This window comes from Amycolatopsis tolypomycina (genome assembly GCF_900105945.1).
GTDB lineage: Bacteria > Actinomycetota > Actinomycetes > Mycobacteriales > Pseudonocardiaceae > Amycolatopsis > Amycolatopsis tolypomycina.
Genome location: NZ_FNSO01000004.1, coordinates 8,104,179 through 8,123,763, shown reverse-complemented (window position 1 = coordinate 8,123,763; position 19,585 = coordinate 8,104,179). Strand labels below are relative to the sequence as shown.

At 71.2% G+C, this 19,585-nt stretch carries 17 protein-coding genes; 10 read left to right on the top strand and 7 right to left on the bottom strand.

What is annotated here, in order from left to right; translation table 11 throughout:
• Positions 1 to 5 precede the first annotated feature (5 nt).
• A complete protein-coding gene (locus BLW76_RS47240) occupies positions 6 to 407 on the top strand; it encodes a hypothetical protein (protein ID WP_091319209.1) in 402 nt (133 codons plus the stop codon).
• Here BLW76_RS47240 and dusB read toward each other — a convergent pair.
• Positions 328 to 1,467 carry a tRNA dihydrouridine synthase DusB gene (gene dusB, locus BLW76_RS47235; protein ID WP_091319207.1) on the bottom strand — a complete coding sequence of 380 codons (1,140 nt, stop codon included), beginning with the start codon at positions 1,465 to 1,467 and terminating at the stop codon, positions 328 to 330. The genes BLW76_RS47240 and dusB overlap by 80 nt on opposite strands.
• 1,170 nt (positions 1,468 to 2,637) lie before the next feature.
• Here dusB and BLW76_RS47230 point away from each other — a divergent pair.
• From BLW76_RS47230 to BLW76_RS47220, 3 genes are all read left to right on the top strand, one after another.
• Positions 2,638 to 3,603 (top strand): Gfo/Idh/MocA family protein, encoded by a 966-nt coding sequence (locus BLW76_RS47230; RefSeq protein ID WP_091319206.1) that lies wholly within the window; start codon positions 2,638 to 2,640, stop codon positions 3,601 to 3,603.
• 59 nt (positions 3,604 to 3,662) lie between these two features.
• Positions 3,663 to 5,561, top strand: coding sequence for a DUF2339 domain-containing protein (locus BLW76_RS47225; protein ID WP_244170647.1), 1,899 nt, complete (start codon positions 3,663 to 3,665; stop codon positions 5,559 to 5,561).
• A 68-nt stretch (positions 5,562 to 5,629) separates the two neighbouring features.
• Entirely contained in the window at positions 5,630 to 6,019 is a 390-nt protein-coding gene (locus tag BLW76_RS47220; protein WP_091319203.1) for a TIGR03667 family PPOX class F420-dependent oxidoreductase, read from the top strand.
• Here the strand turns inward: BLW76_RS47220 and BLW76_RS47215 are convergent, their stop codons facing one another.
• Complete coding sequence (locus tag BLW76_RS47215) at positions 6,020 to 6,583, bottom strand: superoxide dismutase (protein ID WP_091319201.1); 564 nt, start codon at positions 6,581 to 6,583, stop codon at positions 6,020 to 6,022.
• Between the two features lie 125 nt (positions 6,584 to 6,708).
• Here BLW76_RS47215 and BLW76_RS47210 point away from each other — a divergent pair, with 125 nt between their 5' ends.
• A complete protein-coding gene (locus BLW76_RS47210; protein ID WP_091319200.1) occupies positions 6,709 to 7,197 on the top strand; it encodes a DUF6328 family protein in 489 nt (162 codons plus the stop codon).
• On the opposite strand, the gene BLW76_RS47205 is transcribed toward BLW76_RS47210, so the two are convergent.
• Positions 7,173 to 7,556 (bottom strand): VOC family protein, encoded by a 384-nt coding sequence (locus BLW76_RS47205; RefSeq protein WP_244170646.1) that lies wholly within the window; start codon positions 7,554 to 7,556, stop codon positions 7,173 to 7,175. The genes BLW76_RS47210 and BLW76_RS47205 overlap by 25 nt on opposite strands.
• 80 nt (positions 7,557 to 7,636) lie before the next feature.
• On the opposite strand from BLW76_RS47205, the gene BLW76_RS47200 reads away from it, so the two are divergent.
• Positions 7,637 to 9,454, top strand: coding sequence for a laminin G domain-containing metallophosphoesterase family protein (locus BLW76_RS47200; protein WP_091319196.1), 1,818 nt, complete (start codon positions 7,637 to 7,639; stop codon positions 9,452 to 9,454).
• Positions 9,455 to 9,554: 100 nt separating this feature from the next.
• Positions 9,555 to 11,759, top strand: coding sequence for an RNA polymerase recycling motor ATPase HelR (gene helR, locus BLW76_RS47195; RefSeq protein ID WP_091319194.1), 2,205 nt, complete (start codon positions 9,555 to 9,557; stop codon positions 11,757 to 11,759).
• Positions 11,760 to 11,808: 49 nt separating this feature from the next.
• Here the strand turns inward: helR and BLW76_RS47190 are convergent, their stop codons facing one another.
• Positions 11,809 to 12,285, bottom strand: a complete 477-nt coding sequence (locus tag BLW76_RS47190) for an Lrp/AsnC family transcriptional regulator (RefSeq protein WP_091319192.1) — start codon at positions 12,283 to 12,285, stop codon at positions 11,809 to 11,811.
• Between the two features lie 264 nt (positions 12,286 to 12,549).
• Here BLW76_RS47190 and BLW76_RS47185 point away from each other — a divergent pair, with 264 nt between their 5' ends.
• On the top strand, positions 12,550 to 14,097 hold the full coding sequence (locus BLW76_RS47185) for an APC family permease (RefSeq protein WP_091319190.1): 1,548 nt from the start codon (positions 12,550 to 12,552) through the stop codon (positions 14,095 to 14,097).
• On the opposite strand, the gene lysA is transcribed toward BLW76_RS47185, so the two are convergent.
• The 3 genes from lysA to BLW76_RS47170 form a co-directional block, all read right to left on the bottom strand.
• Positions 14,075 to 15,418, bottom strand: a complete 1,344-nt coding sequence (lysA, locus tag BLW76_RS47180; protein WP_091319188.1) for a diaminopimelate decarboxylase — start codon at positions 15,416 to 15,418, stop codon at positions 14,075 to 14,077. The genes BLW76_RS47185 and lysA overlap by 23 nt on opposite strands.
• Before the next feature lie 141 nt (positions 15,419 to 15,559).
• A complete protein-coding gene (locus BLW76_RS47175) occupies positions 15,560 to 16,465 on the bottom strand; it encodes a dihydrodipicolinate synthase family protein (protein WP_091319185.1) in 906 nt (301 codons plus the stop codon).
• Positions 16,462 to 17,166: a GntR family transcriptional regulator gene (locus BLW76_RS47170; RefSeq protein ID WP_091319184.1), complete on the bottom strand. Its 705-nt coding sequence runs from the start codon at positions 17,164 to 17,166 to the stop codon at positions 16,462 to 16,464. Before BLW76_RS47170 ends, BLW76_RS47175 begins: the two co-directional genes overlap by 4 nt.
• Before the next feature lie 62 nt (positions 17,167 to 17,228).
• On the opposite strand from BLW76_RS47170, the gene BLW76_RS47165 reads away from it, so the two are divergent.
• Positions 17,229 to 18,455, top strand: coding sequence for an extracellular solute-binding protein (locus BLW76_RS47165; protein WP_208613521.1), 1,227 nt, complete (start codon positions 17,229 to 17,231; stop codon positions 18,453 to 18,455).
• Positions 18,452 to 19,495 carry an ABC transporter ATP-binding protein gene (locus BLW76_RS47160; RefSeq protein ID WP_091319181.1) on the top strand — a complete coding sequence of 348 codons (1,044 nt, stop codon included), beginning with the start codon at positions 18,452 to 18,454 and terminating at the stop codon, positions 19,493 to 19,495. Before BLW76_RS47165 ends, BLW76_RS47160 begins: the two co-directional genes overlap by 4 nt.
• Positions 19,496 to 19,585: the final 90 nt, after the last annotated feature.

Genomic DNA, 19,585 nt, shown 5'->3' with positions numbered 1-19,585 from the left:
TGGGTATGACGATCTTCTTGCGCGCCACGATCGCGCTGCAGACGCTCGCGGTCTTCCTCGCCCCGGTCACCGCCGGGCTGTTGCTGACCACCCCGAACGGCCATATCCTCCACAGCGCTTCGGCGTACACGGTGTGGATCGTCGCGGTCGTGCAGGTGGTTGCCGCCGTGCTGGCTTGGCGGCCGGGCGGCAACTCGCCACGGGCGATCCTCTACGCGGGCGTGTTCCTGGGGCTGGTGACCGCGCAGGTGTTCCTCGGGATCGCGCACGTCACGGCCGTGCACGTCCCGCTGGGGGTGCTGCTGTTCGGCCTGAGCCTGGTGCAGCTCAGCCGCCCGAGTGCATATCTTCGGCCTCGGGAACGCAGTCGTCGTCCGGATCGTCGAGCCAGCCATGCGGCAGCGTGACCTTGCCCGGGGAGCCCTGACGGCCGCGCGGGCCGGTGGCCGCCTCGGGGAACGGGGCGTCGTGGTCGAGCTGGGCGATCAGGTCGTCGAGCTGCTCCATCGACGAGAGCATCGCGAAGCCGCGACGCAGTTCCGAGCCGACCGGGAAACCCATCAGGTACCAGGCCATGTGCTTGCGGATGTCGCGCATGGCCTTGTCGTGGCCGTCGTGCTCGATGAGGAGCTCTGTGTGCCTCCGCAGCACCTTCGCGACCTCGCCGAGGTTGGGCGGGGTCGGGATTTCGCGGCCCTGGAATGCGGCTTCGAGCTCGCCGAACAGCCACGGCCGGCCGAGGCAGCCGCGGCCGACGACCACGCCGTCGCAGCCGGTTTCGGCGACCATGCGCAGGGCGTCGTCGGCGGAGAAGATGTCACCGTTGCCGAGCACGGGAATGCTGGTGACGGCTTCCTTCAGCTCCGCGATCTTCGTCCAGTCGGCCTGGCCGGAGTAGCGCTGGGCCGCGGTGCGGGCGTGCAGGCTGACGGCGGCGGCGCCCTCGGCTTCGGCGATGCGGCCGGCGTCGAGGAAGGTGCGGTGGTCGTCGTCGATGCCGATGCGGAACTTCACCGTGAACGGCGTGTCGCCGGCGGCCTGCACGGACTCGCGCACGATGGCCTCGAACAGCTTCCGCTTGAACGGCAGCGCGGCCCCGCCGCCCTTGCGCGTCACCTTCGCGACGGGGCAGCCGAAGTTGGAGTCGACGTGGTCGGCGAGCCCTTCGCCGACGATGATCCGCACAGCTTCGGCCATGGTCTTCGGGTCGACGCCGTAGAGCTGCATCGACCTGGGCTTTTCGTTCGCCCCGAAGGTCATCATGTGCATGGTGCCGGGGTGCCGTTCGACGACGGCGCGCGCGGTGATCATCTCGCACACGTAGATGCCGGCGCCGTACTCCTGGCAGAGCTGCCGGAAGGCGACGTTGGTGATGCCGGCCATGGGGGCGAGCACGACCGGGGGATCGACCTGGTAGGGGCCGATCTTCAGGGCGGGCTTGCTCAGGGTGGCGGTCACGTCCTCCATTGTCGCTTGTGGTGTCGATCACGTCGACCAGGGGCTGTTCCCCGAGTGCTCACTCGCGCGGCCGGCGTGCTCGAAGCCGCTCGCGGAGAGCCACGACGGTCACGACGACGAAGCCCGCCACGGCGACGGCGGCCACCTGGCGCTCCGGACGGCCGGCAGGCTGCGGTCGACTCCGATTCGCCTCGGCCACCGGCCGGCCCGCGGAAAGTACCGCCGTCGGCACCGAGAATTACTGCAACGGTTCATCGAGCCGTACGGCCACGCGTCAGACCCGTCCCGTGAACACCTGACAATGGACTGCAGCCAACCGTATCCCGCGCAGCTCTTTTTGGATGAGTGCCGGCAGGGCCATTATTTCGCCGAAGCCCAAGATGGCGAGCGAGATGATCGCCATCGGTCGTCTGGCGAGGTGCCACGATCAGCAGGGCGATCACCTGGCTCACCTGGGCGAAGTACTCCTGATCGATATCGCGGCCGAGTGCATACTCCGACCACGCGGTGGCCAGGTATGCGCCGAACGCGCCGATGAGGAGCGGGGGTGCCGCCTGGATCCGCAGCCACTCTTCGGGGGTTGTTTTCCCGCCAGGGAAAGAGCAGCGGCGCCGGGCCGGCGTCCAGGGTCGCGGCGAGCAACATGGCCAGCGCAGCCACGTACCCCCGGTGTCACCGCCAGGTCGACCAGGCCAGCTTGGTCTTCACGACGACAGTCGTGAGGAGGTCGAGCGCGATGGTTCCCTTGCGTCTGCCGTCGAAACCGGCGCTTCTGCCACAGCGAAACGGCCAAGATGGCAACGTCGAGAGGGACGACCAACCAGCGAAAGTCTTGGCGGGCTTCGACGGCGTCCATGAGCGCGCTGACGAACTCGTCGCTGAAGGCGAGCAGAATCAGCAGCAGGAACACGGCTGCGGTGGGCGCGCGGTGCGCGGAACCGGATGGCGGAATTTCGGATGTGGTGACGATCGTGTCTCCCCGGGCCGGGGTGGCCGGAAGCCGTCTCGGGCAAAGTCAACACCGGAGTCGCCCGCACGAGCCGACGCGTCACCGCGCGGCTCGCTTACTTGTCCCAGGCCGTGGCGTCGCCCGTGACGCCTCCGTAGATGCCGACCACCCCCATCACCGCCCCTCACGGTGATCGACTCCTCACTCTGGCCAGGCATAGGGTGCGGCTCATGACGAACGCGCCCCTGCGCTGGGGAATCATGGGTACCGGCGGGATCGCCGGCGCCTTCGCCCAAGACCTGCAGCTCACCGAGTCCGGGGTGGTCGCCGCGGTCGGGTCGCGGACCGCCGGCGGTGCCGAACGGTTTGCCGACCGGCACCGCATCCCCACTCGCCACGGCAGCTACGAAGCCCTTGCCGGCGATCCGGACGTCGACGTCGTCTACGTCGCGACGCCGCACCCCATGCACCACGCCAACGCCCGGCTCGCGCTCGAAGCCGGGAAGCCCGTGCTCGTCGAGAAGCCGTTCACGATGAACGCCGAGGAGGCCCGCGACCTCGTCGACCTGGCGCGAGCCAAGGATCTCTTCCTGATGGAGGCCATGTGGACGCGGTTCCTGCCGCACATCCGGCACATCCGTGAGCTGCTGCCGCGGCTCGGGGACGTCGTCACCGTCACCGCCGATCACGGGCAGTGGTTCGCCGCGGATCCCGCCTTCCGGCTGTTCGCTCCCGAACTCGGCGGTGGCGCCCTGCTCGACCTGGGGATCTATCCCGTTTCGTTCGCGTCGATGGTCCTCGGGCCGCCCGAGCGGGTGGTTGCCATGGCCACCCCCGCCTTCACCGGCGTCGACGCGCAGATGTCGATGCTGTTCGGCTACGCGAGCGGCGCGCAAGCCGTCCTGAACTGCACCTTGAGTGCGATCTCGCCGACCACCGCGGCGATCGTCGGCACCGACGGGCGCATCGAGGTCGACGGCTCCTTCTACGCTCCCGCCTCCTTCACCTTCATCCCGCGCGAAGGCGAGCGAAGCCGCTTCGAATACGTCGATGAGGGCCGTGGCCTGCGGCATCAGGCCGACGAGGTCGCGCTGCGGCTGGCCGCCGGGGAGATCGAGAGCCCGCTCATGCCGCTCGCCGAGACCGTCTCGATCATGACCACCATGGACCAGGTGCTGGCCGCGACCAGGACGTGACCCGGGATTGAGTAGTGCTACGGATCCGCAGGTGACGCCGGTGGGTGACCCTGTCCGGTATGACCACCGACGCGAATGTGCTCCTCCGGCTCGCCGGCGAGATCGACGACCTGGGGCGTCGTCTCGCCCTGGTGGGTTCCGAACTGCGGACCGTCCAGGCCGGGCAGCCGGACCCGGCCGCGCAGGCCGGACAGGCCGCACAAGCCCGGCATGCCGACCAGCCGCAGCCGGCCATGCAGCCCGAACAGGCCGCCCCGCCGCAACCACAACCACAACCACAACCGCAACCACAGCCTGAGCCGCAACCTCAGGCCGCGCCCCGGCCGGTGCGCCCCGAGTCGGTCCCGTGGCCGCAGTACCAGTGGCAGCCACCGCCGCCGCCTCAGTACGTTCCGCCGCCACAACCTCAGTACGTCCCGCCCGCTCCGCGGCAGACGCTCGGCGAAAAGCTCGGCAAGGAAGGCGCCGGCAGCCGCGTGCTCGCCTGGGTCGGCGGGGCCGTCACGCTGCTCGGCGTCGTCCTGCTGCTCGTGCTCGCCGTGCAGCGCGGCTGGCTCGGGCCGCTGCCGCGGGTGCTCGTCGGTGCCGGGTTCGGGCTCGCGCTCACCGGCGTCGGTGTCTGGCTGCACCGCAAGCCCGCCGGCCGCACCGGGGCCTTCGCGCTGGCCGCCACCGGTATCGCCACGCTCTACCTGGACGTCGTCGCCGCGACGGCCCTGTACGAGTTCCTGCCCGTGCTCGCCGGGCTCGCCGGCGGGCTGGCGGTCGCCGTCGGCGGGTTGCTCGTGGCCGTGCGGTGGGAGTCGCCGCTGCTGGCGTCGGCCGTCGTGGTCGGCTGTGTCGTCTGCGCGCCGATGATCGTCGGGGGGTTCACCCCCGAACTGGTCACCTTCCTGCTGATGGTCCAGCTCGCGACGGCGCCGGTGCAGCTGCGCCGCGACTGGTCGTCGCTGACGCTCGCCGCCGGGATCCCGCCGCTGTTCGCATCCGTGATCAGCACGGCCGTGCTCGGCGGGGGCGGCAGCTGGGCCAACACCGCCGCGGCGGGCGGTGTCGGGGTCACCGCGGTCGTGCTGGCGCTCGTCGTGCTGCGCCGTCGTGAGAACGACCCCGCGGCGCTTTCGCTGCTGGCCACCGCCGTGCTGCCGACGCTCGTCGCCGCGGTGCTGCTGCCGAAGGCGCAGGCGGTGCCGATCACGGCCGGGGCGGGTGTCGTGCTGCTCGCCGTCTGGGCGGCCCGCCGCTGGTGGCCCGGGTTCGCCGGGCAGGTCGCCGGCCTGGCCGGGCTGCTCGCGGTCCTGCAGGCGACCGTCACCCAGTTCGACGGCCCGGCGCGCGCCGGGGTGCTGCTCGGCGAGGCGTTGCTGCTGGTCGTGGCCGCGGTGGGCGGCCGCAACCGGGGTGCGCTCGCCGCCGCGCTCGGGTTCGCGGCGATCGGCGGCCTGCTCGGCGTGGCCTTCGACGTCACGCCCGCGCTGCTGATCGTGCCCCGCACGCACACCGTTGCCGAGCTGGCCGGCGCGCTCGCGGTCGCCGCGCTGATCCTCGCCGTGTCGGTCGCGCTGCCGTGGGCCGCTGCGCGCCTTTCGGTGTTCCGCGGCCCGGCCGAAGACCTGCCGATCTGGCTGCTCGCCGGGGTTTCGGCGCTGTACGGCGCCGCCGGGATCGTGCTCTGCGGCGCCCTGCTGGCGGTCCCCGGCCGGACTGGGTTCCTCGTCGGCCACGCGCTGATCACGGTGTCCTGGACGATCGCCGCGCTCGTGCTGCTCCTGCGCGGGATCGACGTCGTCGGGCTGAGGGTGACCGGGCTGATCCTGGTCGGCGCCGCGGTGCTGAAGCTGGTGCTCTTCGACCTGTCGGCGCTCGACGGCCTGGCCAGGGTCGGTGCCTTCCTCGGCGCGGGCCTGGTGCTGCTGGCGGCCGGGACGCGGTACGCGCGGCGGGTCGCGTCGCGCTAGAGCGGGAAGAAAATGTCGGTGCCCCGTGGTTACCTGGGTCACAGACCCGACGACCAGGGGGCACCGACATGGCAGCACCGAAACTCGCCGACCGCGCCGGCGAGCCGATCGCCTGGCTGACGACAGTCACGCCCAAGGGCAGGCCCGCGCCGCGGCCCGTGTGGTTCGTCCTCGACGGCGACGACATCGTGGTGTTCAGCGAGCCGGACACCGCGAAGCTCCGGCACATCGAGGCGAACCCCGACGTGAGCTTCCACCTCAACAGCGACGAACACGGCGGCTCGGTCCTGGTCGTCAACGGGAAAGCGCACGTCGAAGCGGGCAAGGCGTCGGAAGCGCCCGGCTACCTCGACAAGTACGGCTCGCACTACGCCGCGATCGGCCTGACCGCGGACGAGTTCGACGCCAAGTACTCCGTCCGCATCCGCGTGGTGCCCGAGCGGTCCTGGGGGTTCTGACTAGAAATCGACGGTCAGGCAGGCGAGCCGGGCGCCCGCCGTGCCCGCGTGGCCGGGATCGGTGTGCGCGTGGGTTTCGTGGACGACCACCGACTTCGGCCGTCGACCGCCGAACGTCCAGTCCACTGTGGACCGGGCGAAGCCGGTGCCGATCGCGTCGGTGGTGAAGTCGAGCCAGATCTCGTTGCGGGGGTTCGCGTACGCGGGGTCGACCGACGGCTTCACCGGGTCGGGCACGTGCTGGAAGTGCGGTCCGGCGGCGTCACCCGTGGCGCCGCACGGCTGGGTGTGCGCGTGGGCACCGTAGGCCCGGTCCGGGCGCAGGCCGGTGACGAACAGGAGGGTGGTCGTGCCGGTGTGCTCGGCCGAAAGGCCGAACACGTGCGCCCGTGCGCCCGCCGGGACGAGATCGGGGCGGTACGTCACCGCGGTTGCGCCGGGGGCAGCCGCGGTGAACGTGCCGTACGCGGTCGTGAACCGCGCCGGTGACGGCGACGCGGCGGCGGTACCGGGAGCGAGCACGGCGACGGCGGCCGCGGCGGCCAGAGCGGGAAGAAAGCGCATTTCCCCTCTTTAACGAGTCGTCCGGGAAGCCGCCATGATCATCACTCGGACGAGTGACCGATTTGGTGGAAAAGTTACGGATTTCCCATCCGGTGGACGGTCCTGAGCCCGGTTATGGTCATCTGGTGCCCGAACACACCGGCGAAACCCGCAACGAGCAGCTCACGCGCAACGTCGGCGAGCTCCTGCAGGAGCTACGCGTCGCGCAGGCCGGGGTGCAGATCCTCTTCGGCTTCCTGCTGTCGGTCGTGTTCACCGACCGGTTCCACGACGCCAGCGGGTTCGAGAAGTCGCTCCACCTGTCCGCGGTGGCGCTCGCGGTCGCGGCCACGGCGTTGCTGACGTCGCCGGCGGCGTGGCACCGGCTGCTGTTCCGCACCGGCAGCCGGGAACGGATCCTGACCGTCGGCAACCGGCTCGTGCTGGTCGGGCTGGTCTGCCTGGCCCTGGCGATCACGTCGACGGTCGCGCTGATCGCCAAGGTGGTCTACGGCTGGATCGCGATGGGGATCCTCGGCGTGCTGTGCGTGCTGATCTTCGGGATCCTCTGGTTCGTCATGCCGATCCGGATGCACCCGGCCAACGGCGATCAGCCGACGGGCCCGCCCAAGTAGAGCGTGTCCTCCTGGACGAAGCAGAGCGGGTTGCCGAACGGGTCGTCGGCGTAGAAGGAGCGTTCGCCCCAGAACTGCGTCTCGATGGCGTCGTCGGCCCAGCGCGGCCCGGCGGCCCGCACCCGCTCGAACGTCTCCTCGACGTCCTCGACGGCGAGGTAGACGATCCGCGGATCCCGCTGCGGGCGCGGTTCCCGGTGTTCGAGCGGGGCCGCGACGCAGGCCAGCACCACCTCGCCGAGGGTGAAGTAGTGCCGGTTGACCGCGATCCGCTCGCCCGGGTGGCCGAAGACGGCGGCGTAGAACGCGACCGCGACCTCGATGTCGTCGACGGGCTGGATCAGCCGGAACAGCCTCATGCCGCGGACACTACCGCTGTTCATCCGGTGTTCGGCAGGCGTTGCCGGGGTGGTCGGAAGCCGCCCGTAGCTTCCCGCCCGTGACTGACACTTCTCGCCGGACCTTCCTCCTCGGCGCCCCGGCCGTCGCCGCCGCCGCGACCCTGCCGAACGTCCTCGGCGCCCCGGCCGCCGGAGCCACCGGCCGGCACCGCCCGGACACCGAGGATCCGCGCTTCACGCTCGTGGTCATGCCCGACACGCAGTACCTGTTCGACGAGGACCGCGGCGACGCGGCCCCGCTGGACGCGTCGCTGCGGTACGTCCTCGAAGCGCGGGACGACAACGTTGTCTTCCTCGCGCACCTCGGCGACCTCACCCAGAACGGCCGCGCGGACGAGTTCGCCCGAGTCAGCCGGTCGTTCCAAGCCCTCGACCGCTGCAGGTTCCCCTACAGCACCCTCGCGGGCAACCACGACATCGACGGGTCGAAGGACGACCAGCGCGGCCCTTCGCCGTACCTCGACGCGTTCGGCCCCCAGCGGCAGCGCAACTCGCCGACCTTCAAGGGCGCGTCCAAGGACGGCTACAACACCTTCCACATCTTCCGCGGCGGCGGCCGCGAGTGGCTGCTGCTCGCCCTCGACTGGCGGCCGTCGGCGGGCGGCCTGAACTGGGCGAAGCAGGTCCTCGCGCAGCACCCGACGTTGCCGGCGATCCTGACCATCCACGAACTCGCCTGGGCCGACGACCACGCCCAGGCCCAGTTCTCGACGTTCGGCGAGCACGTCTGGCAGGAGCTGGTGCAGGGCAACGACCAGATCTTCCTCACGCTCAACGGCCACTACTGGCCGACCGGGCGCACCGTCCGGAAGAACGCCGCCGGGCACGACGTGCACGTCCACATCGCCAACTACCAGGACCGCTACTACGGCGGCAGCGCGATGATCCGGCTCTACCAGTTCGACCTCGCGCGCGGCGTGATCGACGTCCGGACGCTCTCGCCGTGGCTCGCCGCGCAGGACCACCTGAGTGAGCTGCAGCAGGTGGAGGTCGAGCGCAGTGGTGCGGCCGACTACTTCAGCCTGGAGATCGACTTCGCCGAGCGCTTCCAGGGCTTCGCGCCGGTGCCGGTCCCGTCCGGACGGCCCGCGAAGCAGCTGCTGATCCCGGGAACCGTCGCGTACTGGCGGTTCGAGGGCGGTCAGGACGGCAAGGTGGTGCCGGACGACGTCGTCGTGCGCGACCAGACCGGCCGCGGCAACGACCTCACGCGCGTGACCGCGCCCGGGAGCGGGCCGGAGGCGTTGAAGTATTCGAACGAGTTCTCGCCGCGGCAGCCGTCGCGGGCGAGCCTGCGGTTCGACGGCGGCCGCGACCCGAGCCGGGGTGCCTACCTGCGCACGGTCGACGCGGCGCCGATCAACAAGCAGAAGTTCGAGCGCGGCTACACCGTCGAGGCGTTCTTCTGGCTGCCGGCGGACTTCAAGGACGGCCACCACGGCTGGTGCGGCCTGTTCGCCCGGCAGGGCAGCGGCGCCGCCGCGGGCAAGACCGGCGACGACCCGCAGGAATCGGCGGCCACGCTGTCCCTTTCGGACGGTGGCGAGCTGCAGTGGGCGGTGTACCCCCTGAACCAGGACCGGACCTCGACGAATTGGGGTCACGAGCTGCCGGTGGAGAAGTGGTGGCACGTCGCCGTGGTCAACGACGGCCGGCGCACGACGATGTACGTCGACGGCTGCCCGGTGGTCCGGAACCCGGCCACGCCCGCCGTCGGGCTCGCCGATCCGGGTGGCCCGTGGCTGGTCGGCGCGTCGTCCTACGAGGGGAAGGTGGACCGCAGTTTCGCCGGGTTGCTGGGCGACGTGCGGGTGGTGGACCGGCCGCTGAACCCGCGTGAATTCATGCTGGGCTGAGGCTCTTGACAGCGGGTGGACAATAAAAAATCGGCGCGCTCTTCGAAACCACAGAAGAACTCGCCGAACCTGATAAGAGTCTAACCGCTGTGAGGGGAACTTGTCAAACCAGGGGTACGACGAGGAATTGCGGGAAGAACGGGCCTACGTCGCCGCGCTGTACGAGCGGCTCGACCGCGAGCGCGCGGCGGCGCAGGCCCGGTACCACGGCGCACTCGGGCAAACCGGTGTGCAGCCGGGGGAACGGGACAACGACGTCCGGTTCCGGTCGCGGGAGGCGGCCCGGCTGGACGTCGCCGACAACGGGCTCTGCTTCGGCCGGCTGGACGCCCTTTCGGGCGAAACCAGCTACATCGGCCGTATCGGGCTCTTCGACGCGGAAAACGACTACGAACCCTTCCTGCTCGATTGGCGGGCACCCGCGGCGCGGCCGTTCTACGTCGCCACCGCGGCGACGCCGGAAAACATGCGCCGCCGTCGCCAATTCCACACGGTGGGCCGCCGGGTCCTCGATTTCACCGACGAGGTCCTGGGGCGTCCGGGCGACACCGAGCGCGGGGACGCGGCCCTGCTCGCGGCCGTCAACGCGCCCCGCGGCGATGGCATGCGGGACATCGTCGCGACGATCCAGGCCGAGCAGGACGAGATCATCCGCCTGGGCCACGCGGGCGTGCTGGTGGTCGAAGGCGGCCCCGGCACCGGCAAGACGGCCGTCGCCCTGCACCGGGTGGCGTACCTGCTCTACACCCGGCGCGAGCGGATGTCGCGCAGCGGCGTGCTCGTCGTCGGGCCGAGCCCGCTGTTCCTCGACCACATCGGCCGCGTGCTGCCGTCGCTCGGCGAGTCGGACGTCGTCTTCACGACGACCGGCGGACTCGTCCCCGGCCTGCGCGTCACCGCCGAGGACGCGCCGGAGGTAGCGCGGCTCAAGGGGTCGCTGGAGATCCTCGACGTGCTGGCCGCCGCGGTCGCCGATCGCCAGCAGGTGCCGGTCGAGCCGGTGCCGATCGACCTGGGTGACGTCACCGTGGCGCTCGACGCCGACCTCGTGGCCGAAGCCCGGCACACAGCGCGCGGGACCGGGCTGCCGCACAACGAAGCCCGCGCGGTCTTCCGCGAGCACGTCGTGGCGCTCGTCGCCGAGCGCGGGGTGGCGAAGATCGGCGAAGGCTGGCTGACGCGGGAGGACCGCGGGTTGTGGGCGGACCTGCGCGCCGACGTCCTCGACGAGCTCGCGGAGCACGAAGCGCTCGGCGCCGCGCTCGACGGGCTGTGGCCGTACCTGACGCCGGAGACGCTGCTGGCGCCGCTGTACATGTCGCCGCGCCGGCTCGAGGCCGCCGGCGCCGATCCGGCGTTGTTCCGCGCGGACGGCACCGCCTGGACCGTGTCCGACGTGCCGTTGCTCGACGAGCTGGTCGACCTGCTCGGCCGGGACGACGCCGGGGAACGCGCGGCCGCGCGGCGGCGGGCCGAAGCCGAGGCCGAGTACGCCGCCGGCGTCATGGACCTCATGAAACTGGACGCCGAGGAGCTGGACGAGGACGTCGCGCTGGTCGCCGAGGACCTGCTCCACGCCGACGAGCTGGCCGGGCGGTTCACCGAGCACGACACGCGCGACCTCGCCGAGCGGGCGGCCGCGGACCGCGACTGGACGTATGGGCACGTCGTCGTCGACGAGGCGCAGGAACTGTCCGAAATGGACTGGCGGGTGCTGATGCGGCGGTGCCCGAGCCGGTCGTTCACGGTCGTCGGCGACCTCGCCCAGCGCCGCTCGGCGGCCGGGGCGACGGCGTGGGGCCCGGTGTTCGCGCCGTACGTCGGCGACCGCTGGGTGTACCGCGAGCTGACCGTGAACTACCGGACCCCGGCGGAGATCATGACGGTCGCGGGCGCGCTGCTGGCCCGCTTCGCGCCGGCCGCGCGGCCGCCCGAATCGGTGCGCGCGTGCGGGGTCCGGCCGTGGTCCAGACGAGTGGACGACGGTGACCTGCCCGAGGCCATCGAGGACTTCGTCCGCGACGAGGCCGGCCGCGAAGGCACCAGCGTCGTGATCGGTCCGCTCGGTGTCCCGGGAACGATCCCGGCCGCCGCGGCCAAAGGACTGGAGTTCGACGCCGTGCTCGTTGTCGAGCCGGAGCGGATCCTGGCCGCGGGCCCGCGCGGCGCGGCCGAGCTCTACGTCGCGCTCACGCGCGCCACGCAGCGCCTCGGGGTGCTGCACCGGGATCCGCTCCCGGCGGCGCTGACCGGCCTCGTCGAGGCCGGGGTGCCCGCGAGGTCCGGGCACCGGCGATTCCTGTAGCGGTCCGGGGGTGGCGGGCGGCGGTGCGTGCCCGTCATCCCCGCACCCGCTACGCCGTGAGCCGGCCCCAGGAGTAGTTCTGCTTGGCCAGCTTCAGGTACACGAAGAGCTCGGTCCCGGACACGCCCGGGATCTTCCGGATCTCTTCGCCGAGCACGTCGAGCATGTGGTCGTCGTCCCGGCAGACCAGTTCGGCCAGCAGGTCGTAACGCCCGGCGCACAGCACGACGTAGTGCACGTTCGTCAGCTCGGACAGCTTGTCCGCGACCTCACGGGGATCCACGCCGTCGACGTTGATGCCGACCATGGCCTGGCGCGTCAGATCCACGTTGGCGGGGTCGGTCACCGCGACGATCTGCATCAGGTCGTCGCGCAGCAACCGCTGGACGCGCTGGCGGACCGCACCCTCCGAAAGGCCGACCGCCTTGGCCAGTGCGGTGAACGAGGCCCGGCCGTCCTGCTGCAGCAGAGCGATCAGTGATCTGTCCGTGTTGTCCAGCGCGCGCGCACGTGTTTCGTCACCCATGCCGTCCCTCCCTGTGTTTCGGCATGTGATTTGTCAAGTGCGCAGCGTATCGAGACCTGCCGAGAAAGCGAGACCTCCGCGCCAGCTTCGCGCGATTCGACGTGCACGCCGCGCTCAGCCGAGGAATCGGTGGCGAGAGGGGAAATCGACGAGGCTTTCCGAGGCGGTTTTGTGCGCCCGCGCACAGCCGGGCGCGCTCGCCGGGCCGCGCCGGGTACCGTCCGACGGCTCTTTCGTACCGGTGACCCCCAGGAGGACCAACGCATGTCGGAGGCCGTGGCGCTCGGTGCCGCCCCCGCCGTTCCCGCCAAGGGACTGCGCGGCGGCGCGCTGGGCATGGTGTCATCGATGGTCATCGGGATGTCGTCGACCGCGCCGGCGTACTCCATCGCGGCCACGCTCGGGCTGATCGTGCTGGCCGGCACCGGCTTCAAGGCGGCCGCGTTCGTGCTGCTCTCGTTCGTGCCCGTGCTGTTCGTCGCGTTCGCCTTCCGCGAGCTGAACACCGCGGAACCCGACTGCGGCACCAACTTCACCTGGGCCGCCCGGGCGTTCGGCCCGCACGCCGGGTGGTTCACCGGCTGGGTCGTCACGGTCGCGCAGCTGCTCGTGATGAGCAGCCAGTCCGCGCTCACCGGCCGGTACACGCTGCTGCTGTTCGGCGCGTCCGACGCGGCGGATAGCCGGTGGCTGACGACGGCGATCGGCGCCGGCTGGCTGCTCGCGCTGTGCTGGCTCTGCCACCGCGGGATCGAGGTGTCCGCGCGGACGCAGTGGATCCTGCTCGGCGTGGAACTCGCCGTCCTGGTGCTGTTCTCGGTCGTCGCGCTGGTCCGCGTCTTCGAAGGCACGGCCGGGCCGCAGGCGTCGCCGCCGCACCTGGACTGGCTGTGGCCGGGCGGGGTTTCCGCCGGTACCGCGGTGTCGGCGGTGCTGCTGGCCGTGTTCATCTACTGGGGCTGGGAAAGCTCGCTGTCGGTCAACGAGGAGTCCGCCGATCCACGGCACGCGCCGGGCCGGGCGGCGGTGCTTTCGACGGTGCTGCTGGTGCTGAACTACCTGCTCGTGACGGTCGCCGCGCTGGCCTTCGCCGGGGTCGGCGCCGACGGGATCGGCCTCGCCAACGAGGCCAACTCCGAGGACGTCCTGGCCGGCCTGGGCGGCGCGGTGTTCGGTGACGGCGCCACCGGCAAGGTGCTCGGCGTGCTGCTGATCGTCTCGGTGCTGACCAGCGGCGCGGCGACCAGCCAGGCGACGATCATGCCGGCCGCGCGCACGACGTTGTCGATGGCCAGCCACGGCGCCCTGCCGCGGGTCTTCGGGCGCGTGCACCCGCGGTTCCGGACGCCGACCGTGGCGACCTGGGCGTTCGGCCTGGTGTCGCTGGCGGTGTACGTGCTGCTGGCGCTGATCAGCGACAACGTGCTGGCCGACTCGGTCGACGCGGTCGGGCTGACCATCGCCATCGAGTACACGATGACGGCGCTGGCCTGCGTCTGGGTGTTCCGCCGGACGCTCTTCGCGAGCGTGCGCAACTTCGTGCTGCGGGGGCTGCTGCCGTTCACCGGTGGCGTGTTCTTCCTGGCCGTGCTGGGGTTCGCGCTGGTCGAGTACGCGCGGCCGGACGCGGGCGAGACGACGGTGTTCGGCATCGGCGGCGTCGCGGTGATCGGCGTGGTGTCGATCGTGCTCGGGGTGCCGCTGATGTTCGCCGTCCACCGGGCCTGCCGCGACTTCTTCGCCGGCCGCCGCCTGCCGCGCGGGGTCGTGCTGCGCGGCGGCGACCGCATCACCCCAGATCGCGTCGGCTGAGGTCCTCCTCGGTCTCGCGGCGCACCAGCAGCGTCGCGACGCCGTCACGCACGCCGACCAGCGGCGGGCGGCCGACCTGGTTGTAGTTCGAGGCGAGCGAGTGGTGGTACGCGCCGGTGCACGGCACGGCCAGCAGGTCGCCGGCGTGCAGGTCGGCGGGCAGGCTGATGCCCTCGGCGAGGACGTCACCGGCCTCGCAGTGCCGTCCGACCACGGTCATCGGGACGCGCGTGGCGGTGGACCGCCGTCCCACCAGCCGCGTCGTGTACCGCGCGCCGTAGAGGGACGGCCGCGCGTTGTCGCTCATGCCGCCGTCGACCGCGACGAACGTGCGGCTGCCGCGCTTGATCGCGCACACGCGGTAGACCGTGATCCCGGCCGGCCCGACGAGCGCCCGGCCGGGCTCGATCGTCAGCCGCGGCAGGGGAAAGCCGTGCGCCGCGCACTCGAAGGCGAGGGCCACGCGCAGGCGTCGCGAGTAGCCGCCGAGGTCGAAGGCAGGCTCGCCGCCGACGTACGGCACCGCGTGCCCGCCGCCGAGATCGAGTTCCCGCAGCGTGACGCCGTGGGTGTCGCGGATCCGGACGAGCACCTGGGCCATCCGCCGCGCGGCGGCCTCGTACCGGTCGACCCGGGACACCTGCGAGCCGATGTGGCAGTGCAGGCCTTGGAGGCGCAACGCGGGTTGGTTTTTGATCGCCTCGACGGCGGCGTCGACGTTGTCGGGAACGCCCTCGAGGAGCGAGAAGCCGAACTTCTGGCCTTCGGCGCCGGTGCTGATGGCGGCGTGCGCCCCGGCGGCAACGCCCGGCGTCACCCGGAGCATGACCTGCTGCGGGCCGTGGGCGAGCGCGCCGAGCTGCTGGATTTCGTCGAGTGAGTCGACGACGATCCGCCGGACGCCGTACCCGAGCGCGGCCTTCAGGTCCTCGGGCGTCTTCGCGTTGCCGTGCAGCAGCATGCGGTCGGCGGGAAAGCCGACCGAGCGCGCGACGGCGATCTCGCCGGCGGAGCAGGTGTCGAGCGACAACCCCGCTTCGGAGACCCAACGCAGCACGGCGCGCGTACAGAGCGCCTTGCTCGCGTACGCGACTTCGACGTCCGGCAGCGCTTCGCGGTACTCGCGCGCGGTGTCGCGGACCTGCTGTTCGTCGAGGAGGTAGGACGGCGTCCCGAAGCGGGCGGCGAGGTGGCTGACCTTGGCGCCGGCGAAGAGGAGCTCGCCGTCTTCGCCGACTCGGGTGCTTCGCGGCCAGACTCCTGGCTCGAGGTGATCGGCGGCTTCGCAGCCGAGGCTGGGAAGAAGCTCGCTGAGCGTCACGGGTGCCTCCGGGCATCACGGCGGATCGGACTGCCGCCAGGACACTCCGCCCGGCGGGCCCGGAGATCACCCGTGAACGCCGTCCTGACGGCGTTGGTTTGTCCGCTTACTCCTTGTTTACGTCCGAGTAACTTCAGTCACCTACGACAGGCCCCACGAGGACAGCAGGCCGAAGAGCTGCTCGCGCTCGGGCCCGGTCAGCAGGCGGCTCGGGGGACGGACGTCCGGGCGGCACAGGCCCAGCTGGCCGAGCGCGTCCTTGACCACGCTGACGTTGTTGGCGTTGCCGTTGGCCGCCCGCAGCTCCTCGAACGGGCGGATCCGCTCCCAGACCGTCATCGCCGCCGGGTAGTCCCCTGTGGACAGAGCGTGGAACATCTCCAGCGAGATCGCCGGGTCGACGTTGACCAGCCCGGACGTGAAGCCGGTCGCGCCGACCGCGAAGTAGCCGGGGGCCGAAAGCTCCGCCAGCCCCGCGATCCAGACGAACCGGTCGAAGCCCGCGTCCCGGGCGACCGAGCCGAACCGGACCGGGTCCGGAACCGCGTACTTCACGCCGATGACGTTCGGGGCCACCGCGCCGAGCGCGTGCAGCTGCTCGCCCGCGATCGCCGGGTTGCGGACGTAGAGCACGACACCGAGCTCCGGCACCGCGGCGGCGATCGACGCGTGGTAGTCGACCCAGCCGTCGCCGGAGATGTACGGGTGCACCGGCTGGTGGATCATGATCATGTCGGCGCCGGCCTCCCGGGCGTGCACGGCGGCCCGGGTCGCCGACGCGACGTCGTGCCCGATCCCGGCGAGCACGCTCGCCCGGCCCGCCGCGGCCTCGACGGTGACCTCCAGGCACTGCCGCGCTTCGGCCGCGTCGAGCGCGTAGAACTCGCCGGTGTTCCCGTTCGGCGTCACGACCTCGATGCCGCCGGTGATGAGCCGGTCCACCAGCTTCGCGTACGTCTGGCCGTCGACGGCGCCCTCGGCGTCGAACGGCGTGACCGGGATGGCCACCACCCCGGAAAGCCGCCGCCTCTGCTCCTCGAACGTCATCGGGCCCCCTTCGGATCGCCGGTCTCGGTGGTGCGTTCGCCGGGCAGCCCGAAGGCGACCCGATCGATGAAATCGGTGATGTGCTTGCGCAGCAGGTGTTCGGCCTGCCGGGCGTTGCCGCTCTCGGCGGCGTTCAGGATCGCCCGGTGTTCGGCCGCCTCGCCCTGCCAGGTGGGGCTGATGCCCCAGCCGGTGACGGTGATGAGCGCGGCCTGGTCGCGCAGGCCGTCGAGGACCTCGACCAGCAGCGGGTTCCCGCAGCCGGCGTAGAGCGCGCGGTGGAACAGCCGGTTGGCGAGGCTCGCCTTCGCGCGGTCGCCGGCCGCGGCGCCGGTCTCGACCCCGGCGAGCACCTGCCGCGCCGCCTCGAAGTCGGCACCCCGCTCGACGGCCCGCCGGACGGCTTCGGGTTCCAGCAGCGCGCGCAGGTCGTACACCGCGTACGCGCTCTCGGCGTCCATGACGCGGACCGCGGCGCCCTTGTACGTGCTCATCGTGGCCAAACCGGAACCGGCCAGGATCCGCAAGGCCTCGCGCACCGGCGTCTTCGACACCCCCAGCAGGGCGCCGACCTCGGCTTCGACGAGCGTTTCGCCCGGCCCGAACTCCCCGCTCAAGATCGCTTCCTTGATCGCGTCACGCACGAAATCCGTCCGCGACACGGGCGGCGGCGGCCTTCGGGCCGAAGAAGTGCTCGCCACTGGCATGTCCGATCTGATATACGATGCGACATGCAACATTATCACGGACCTAGGGAGCAGCCATGCAGCGTTGCACCGGCTTCCGATTCCGACGAGTGTTGCTGGCGGTGAGCCTCGCCGCCGGTCTGGCGGCCTGCGGCGCGCCCGGCGGTGACGGCGGCCAGGCAGCGGATCCCCAGGCTGTGCCGGACAAGCCGGGCAAACCGGTCGAGCTGAACATCCTCGACGTCGCGGGCAACCTGCAGCTCACCAAGCAGATGATCGAGAACTTCAAGGCCGCGCACCCCGAAGTGCTCGCGAAGGTCACCTATTCGACAGCCCCCGCGCCGAGCATGGCGGGCAAGCTGAAGGCCGAGCAGGACGGCGGCGTCGCCCAGACCCACCTGGTGCTGAGCGGCACCGACGGTCTTTCGGCCGGCATCGCGAACGGCACCCTGGCGAAGGTCCTGCCGGACTTTTCGAGCCGGTTCCCGAACCTGATGCAGAACTACCTCGAGCCCGCGGCCAAGATGCAGGAGCTGGCCAACGGCTACGGCATCGAGGTCGTCTACTACCCGTCGGGCCCGCTCCTGGAGTTCAACCCCGGCGCGGTGCCGGCCGCCCCGGCGTCGCCGCAGGAACTGCTCGACTGGGCGAAGGCGCACCCGGAGAAGTTCCAGTACGCCCAGCCGTCGAACTCCGGCCCGGGCCGGACGTTCCTGATGGGCCTGCCCTACCTGTTGGGCGACAAGGACCCGAAGGACCCGGACAAGGGCTGGGACAAGACCTGGGCGTTCCTGCAGGAGCTCGGCAAGTACGTGAAGTACTACCCGTCGGGCACCACGGAGACGATGAAGAACCTCGCGTCCGGCTCGGTGAACATGATCATGTCGACCACCGGCTGGGACATCAACCCGCGCAAGCTCGGCACCGTGCCCAACACGGTCAAGACCGCGATCATGCAGCCGATGCACTGGGTCACCGACGCCCAGTACGCCCTGATGCCCAAGGGCCTCTCGCCCGACCAGGAGTCGGCGATCCTGCAGCTGGTCGCGTGGATGCTCAAGCCGGACCAGCAGGCGATCGCCTACGACGACGGGTACTTCTACCCGGGCCCGGCGGTCAAGGACGTCACCCTGCAGATGGCGCCGCAGAAGAGCCAGGACACGCTGCGGCAGTTCGGGCGCCCGGAGTACGACCAGTGGATCGCGCAGTACCCCAAGGAGACGTCGTTGCCCGCCGAGCAGCAGGTCAAGGCGTTCGACAAGTGGAACCAGCTGGTCGGCGGCTCGAAGGTCGGCAAGAAGTGACGTTCGGGCAGCTGCGGCTGGACGGCGTGTCCCGGAGTTTCGGCACCGCGAACGCCCTGCGCGGCCTCGACCTCGCCATCACCCGCGGCGAGTTCGTGGCCCTCCTCGGCCCGTCCGGCTGCGGCAAGTCGACGGCGTTGAACTGCCTGGCCGGCCTGCTGCCCCTGACCGAGGGCAGCATCTGGCTCGACGACGCCCGCATCGACGGGCAGCCGCCGGAGCAACGCGGGTTCGGGATGGTCTTCCAGAACTACGCCCTGTTCCCGCACATGTCCGTGCGCGCCAACGTCGGCTTCGGCCTCAAGATGCGCAAGGTCGGCCGCGCCGAGGCCCGGCGTCGCGTCGACGAAGCGCTCCGTCTGGTGCAGCTCACCGAGCACGCGGCGAAGTTCCCCGCGCAGCTGTCCGGCGGGCAGCAGCAGCGCGTCGCCATCGCCCGCGCGGTGGTGCTGGAGCCGCCGGTCGTGCTGATGGACGAGCCGCTGTCCAATTTGGACGCCAAGCTGCGGCTCGAGATGCGGATGGAGATCCGCCGCCTGCATCAGACGCTCGGCCTGACCACGGTGTACGTCACGCACGACCAGGAGGAGGCACTGTCACTGGCCGACCGCCTGGTGGTGCTGCGCGAGGGCGCCGTCCAGCAGATCGGGACGCCGGAGGAGGTGTACGCCCACCCGGTGAACAGTTATGTGGCCTCCTTCATGGGGTATCGCAACCTGTTGGACGTGACGGTGACCTCGACGACGGCTTCGTCGGTCACGGTGGAGGGCGAGGGAGTCCGCCTCACCGGCCGCGGCTCGCTCACGGAGGGCCCGGCGAAGGTGGCCATTCGTCCCGAGGACTTCGTGGTCGGCGACGGCACGGAGAACGCCCTCGACGTGACGGTCGAGATCGTCGAGTACCACGGCCGCGAGCTGTCGGTCTCGGCCCGGCTGGGGACCGGGGTGCCGGTGTACTTCCGCACGGACAAACGCCTTGCGCCAGGTGATACCGCGAAGATCGGTGTTCCGGCCGAGCGGGTGCTGGTGTTCGCGCCGTGAGCGCCGGGGTCGCGGTGGTAGGTGCCGGGTGTCGCGGGGGTTGCGCCGTGGGTGTGCCGAGGGCCGGTGTTGTCCGGGGCTGGGTGGTGG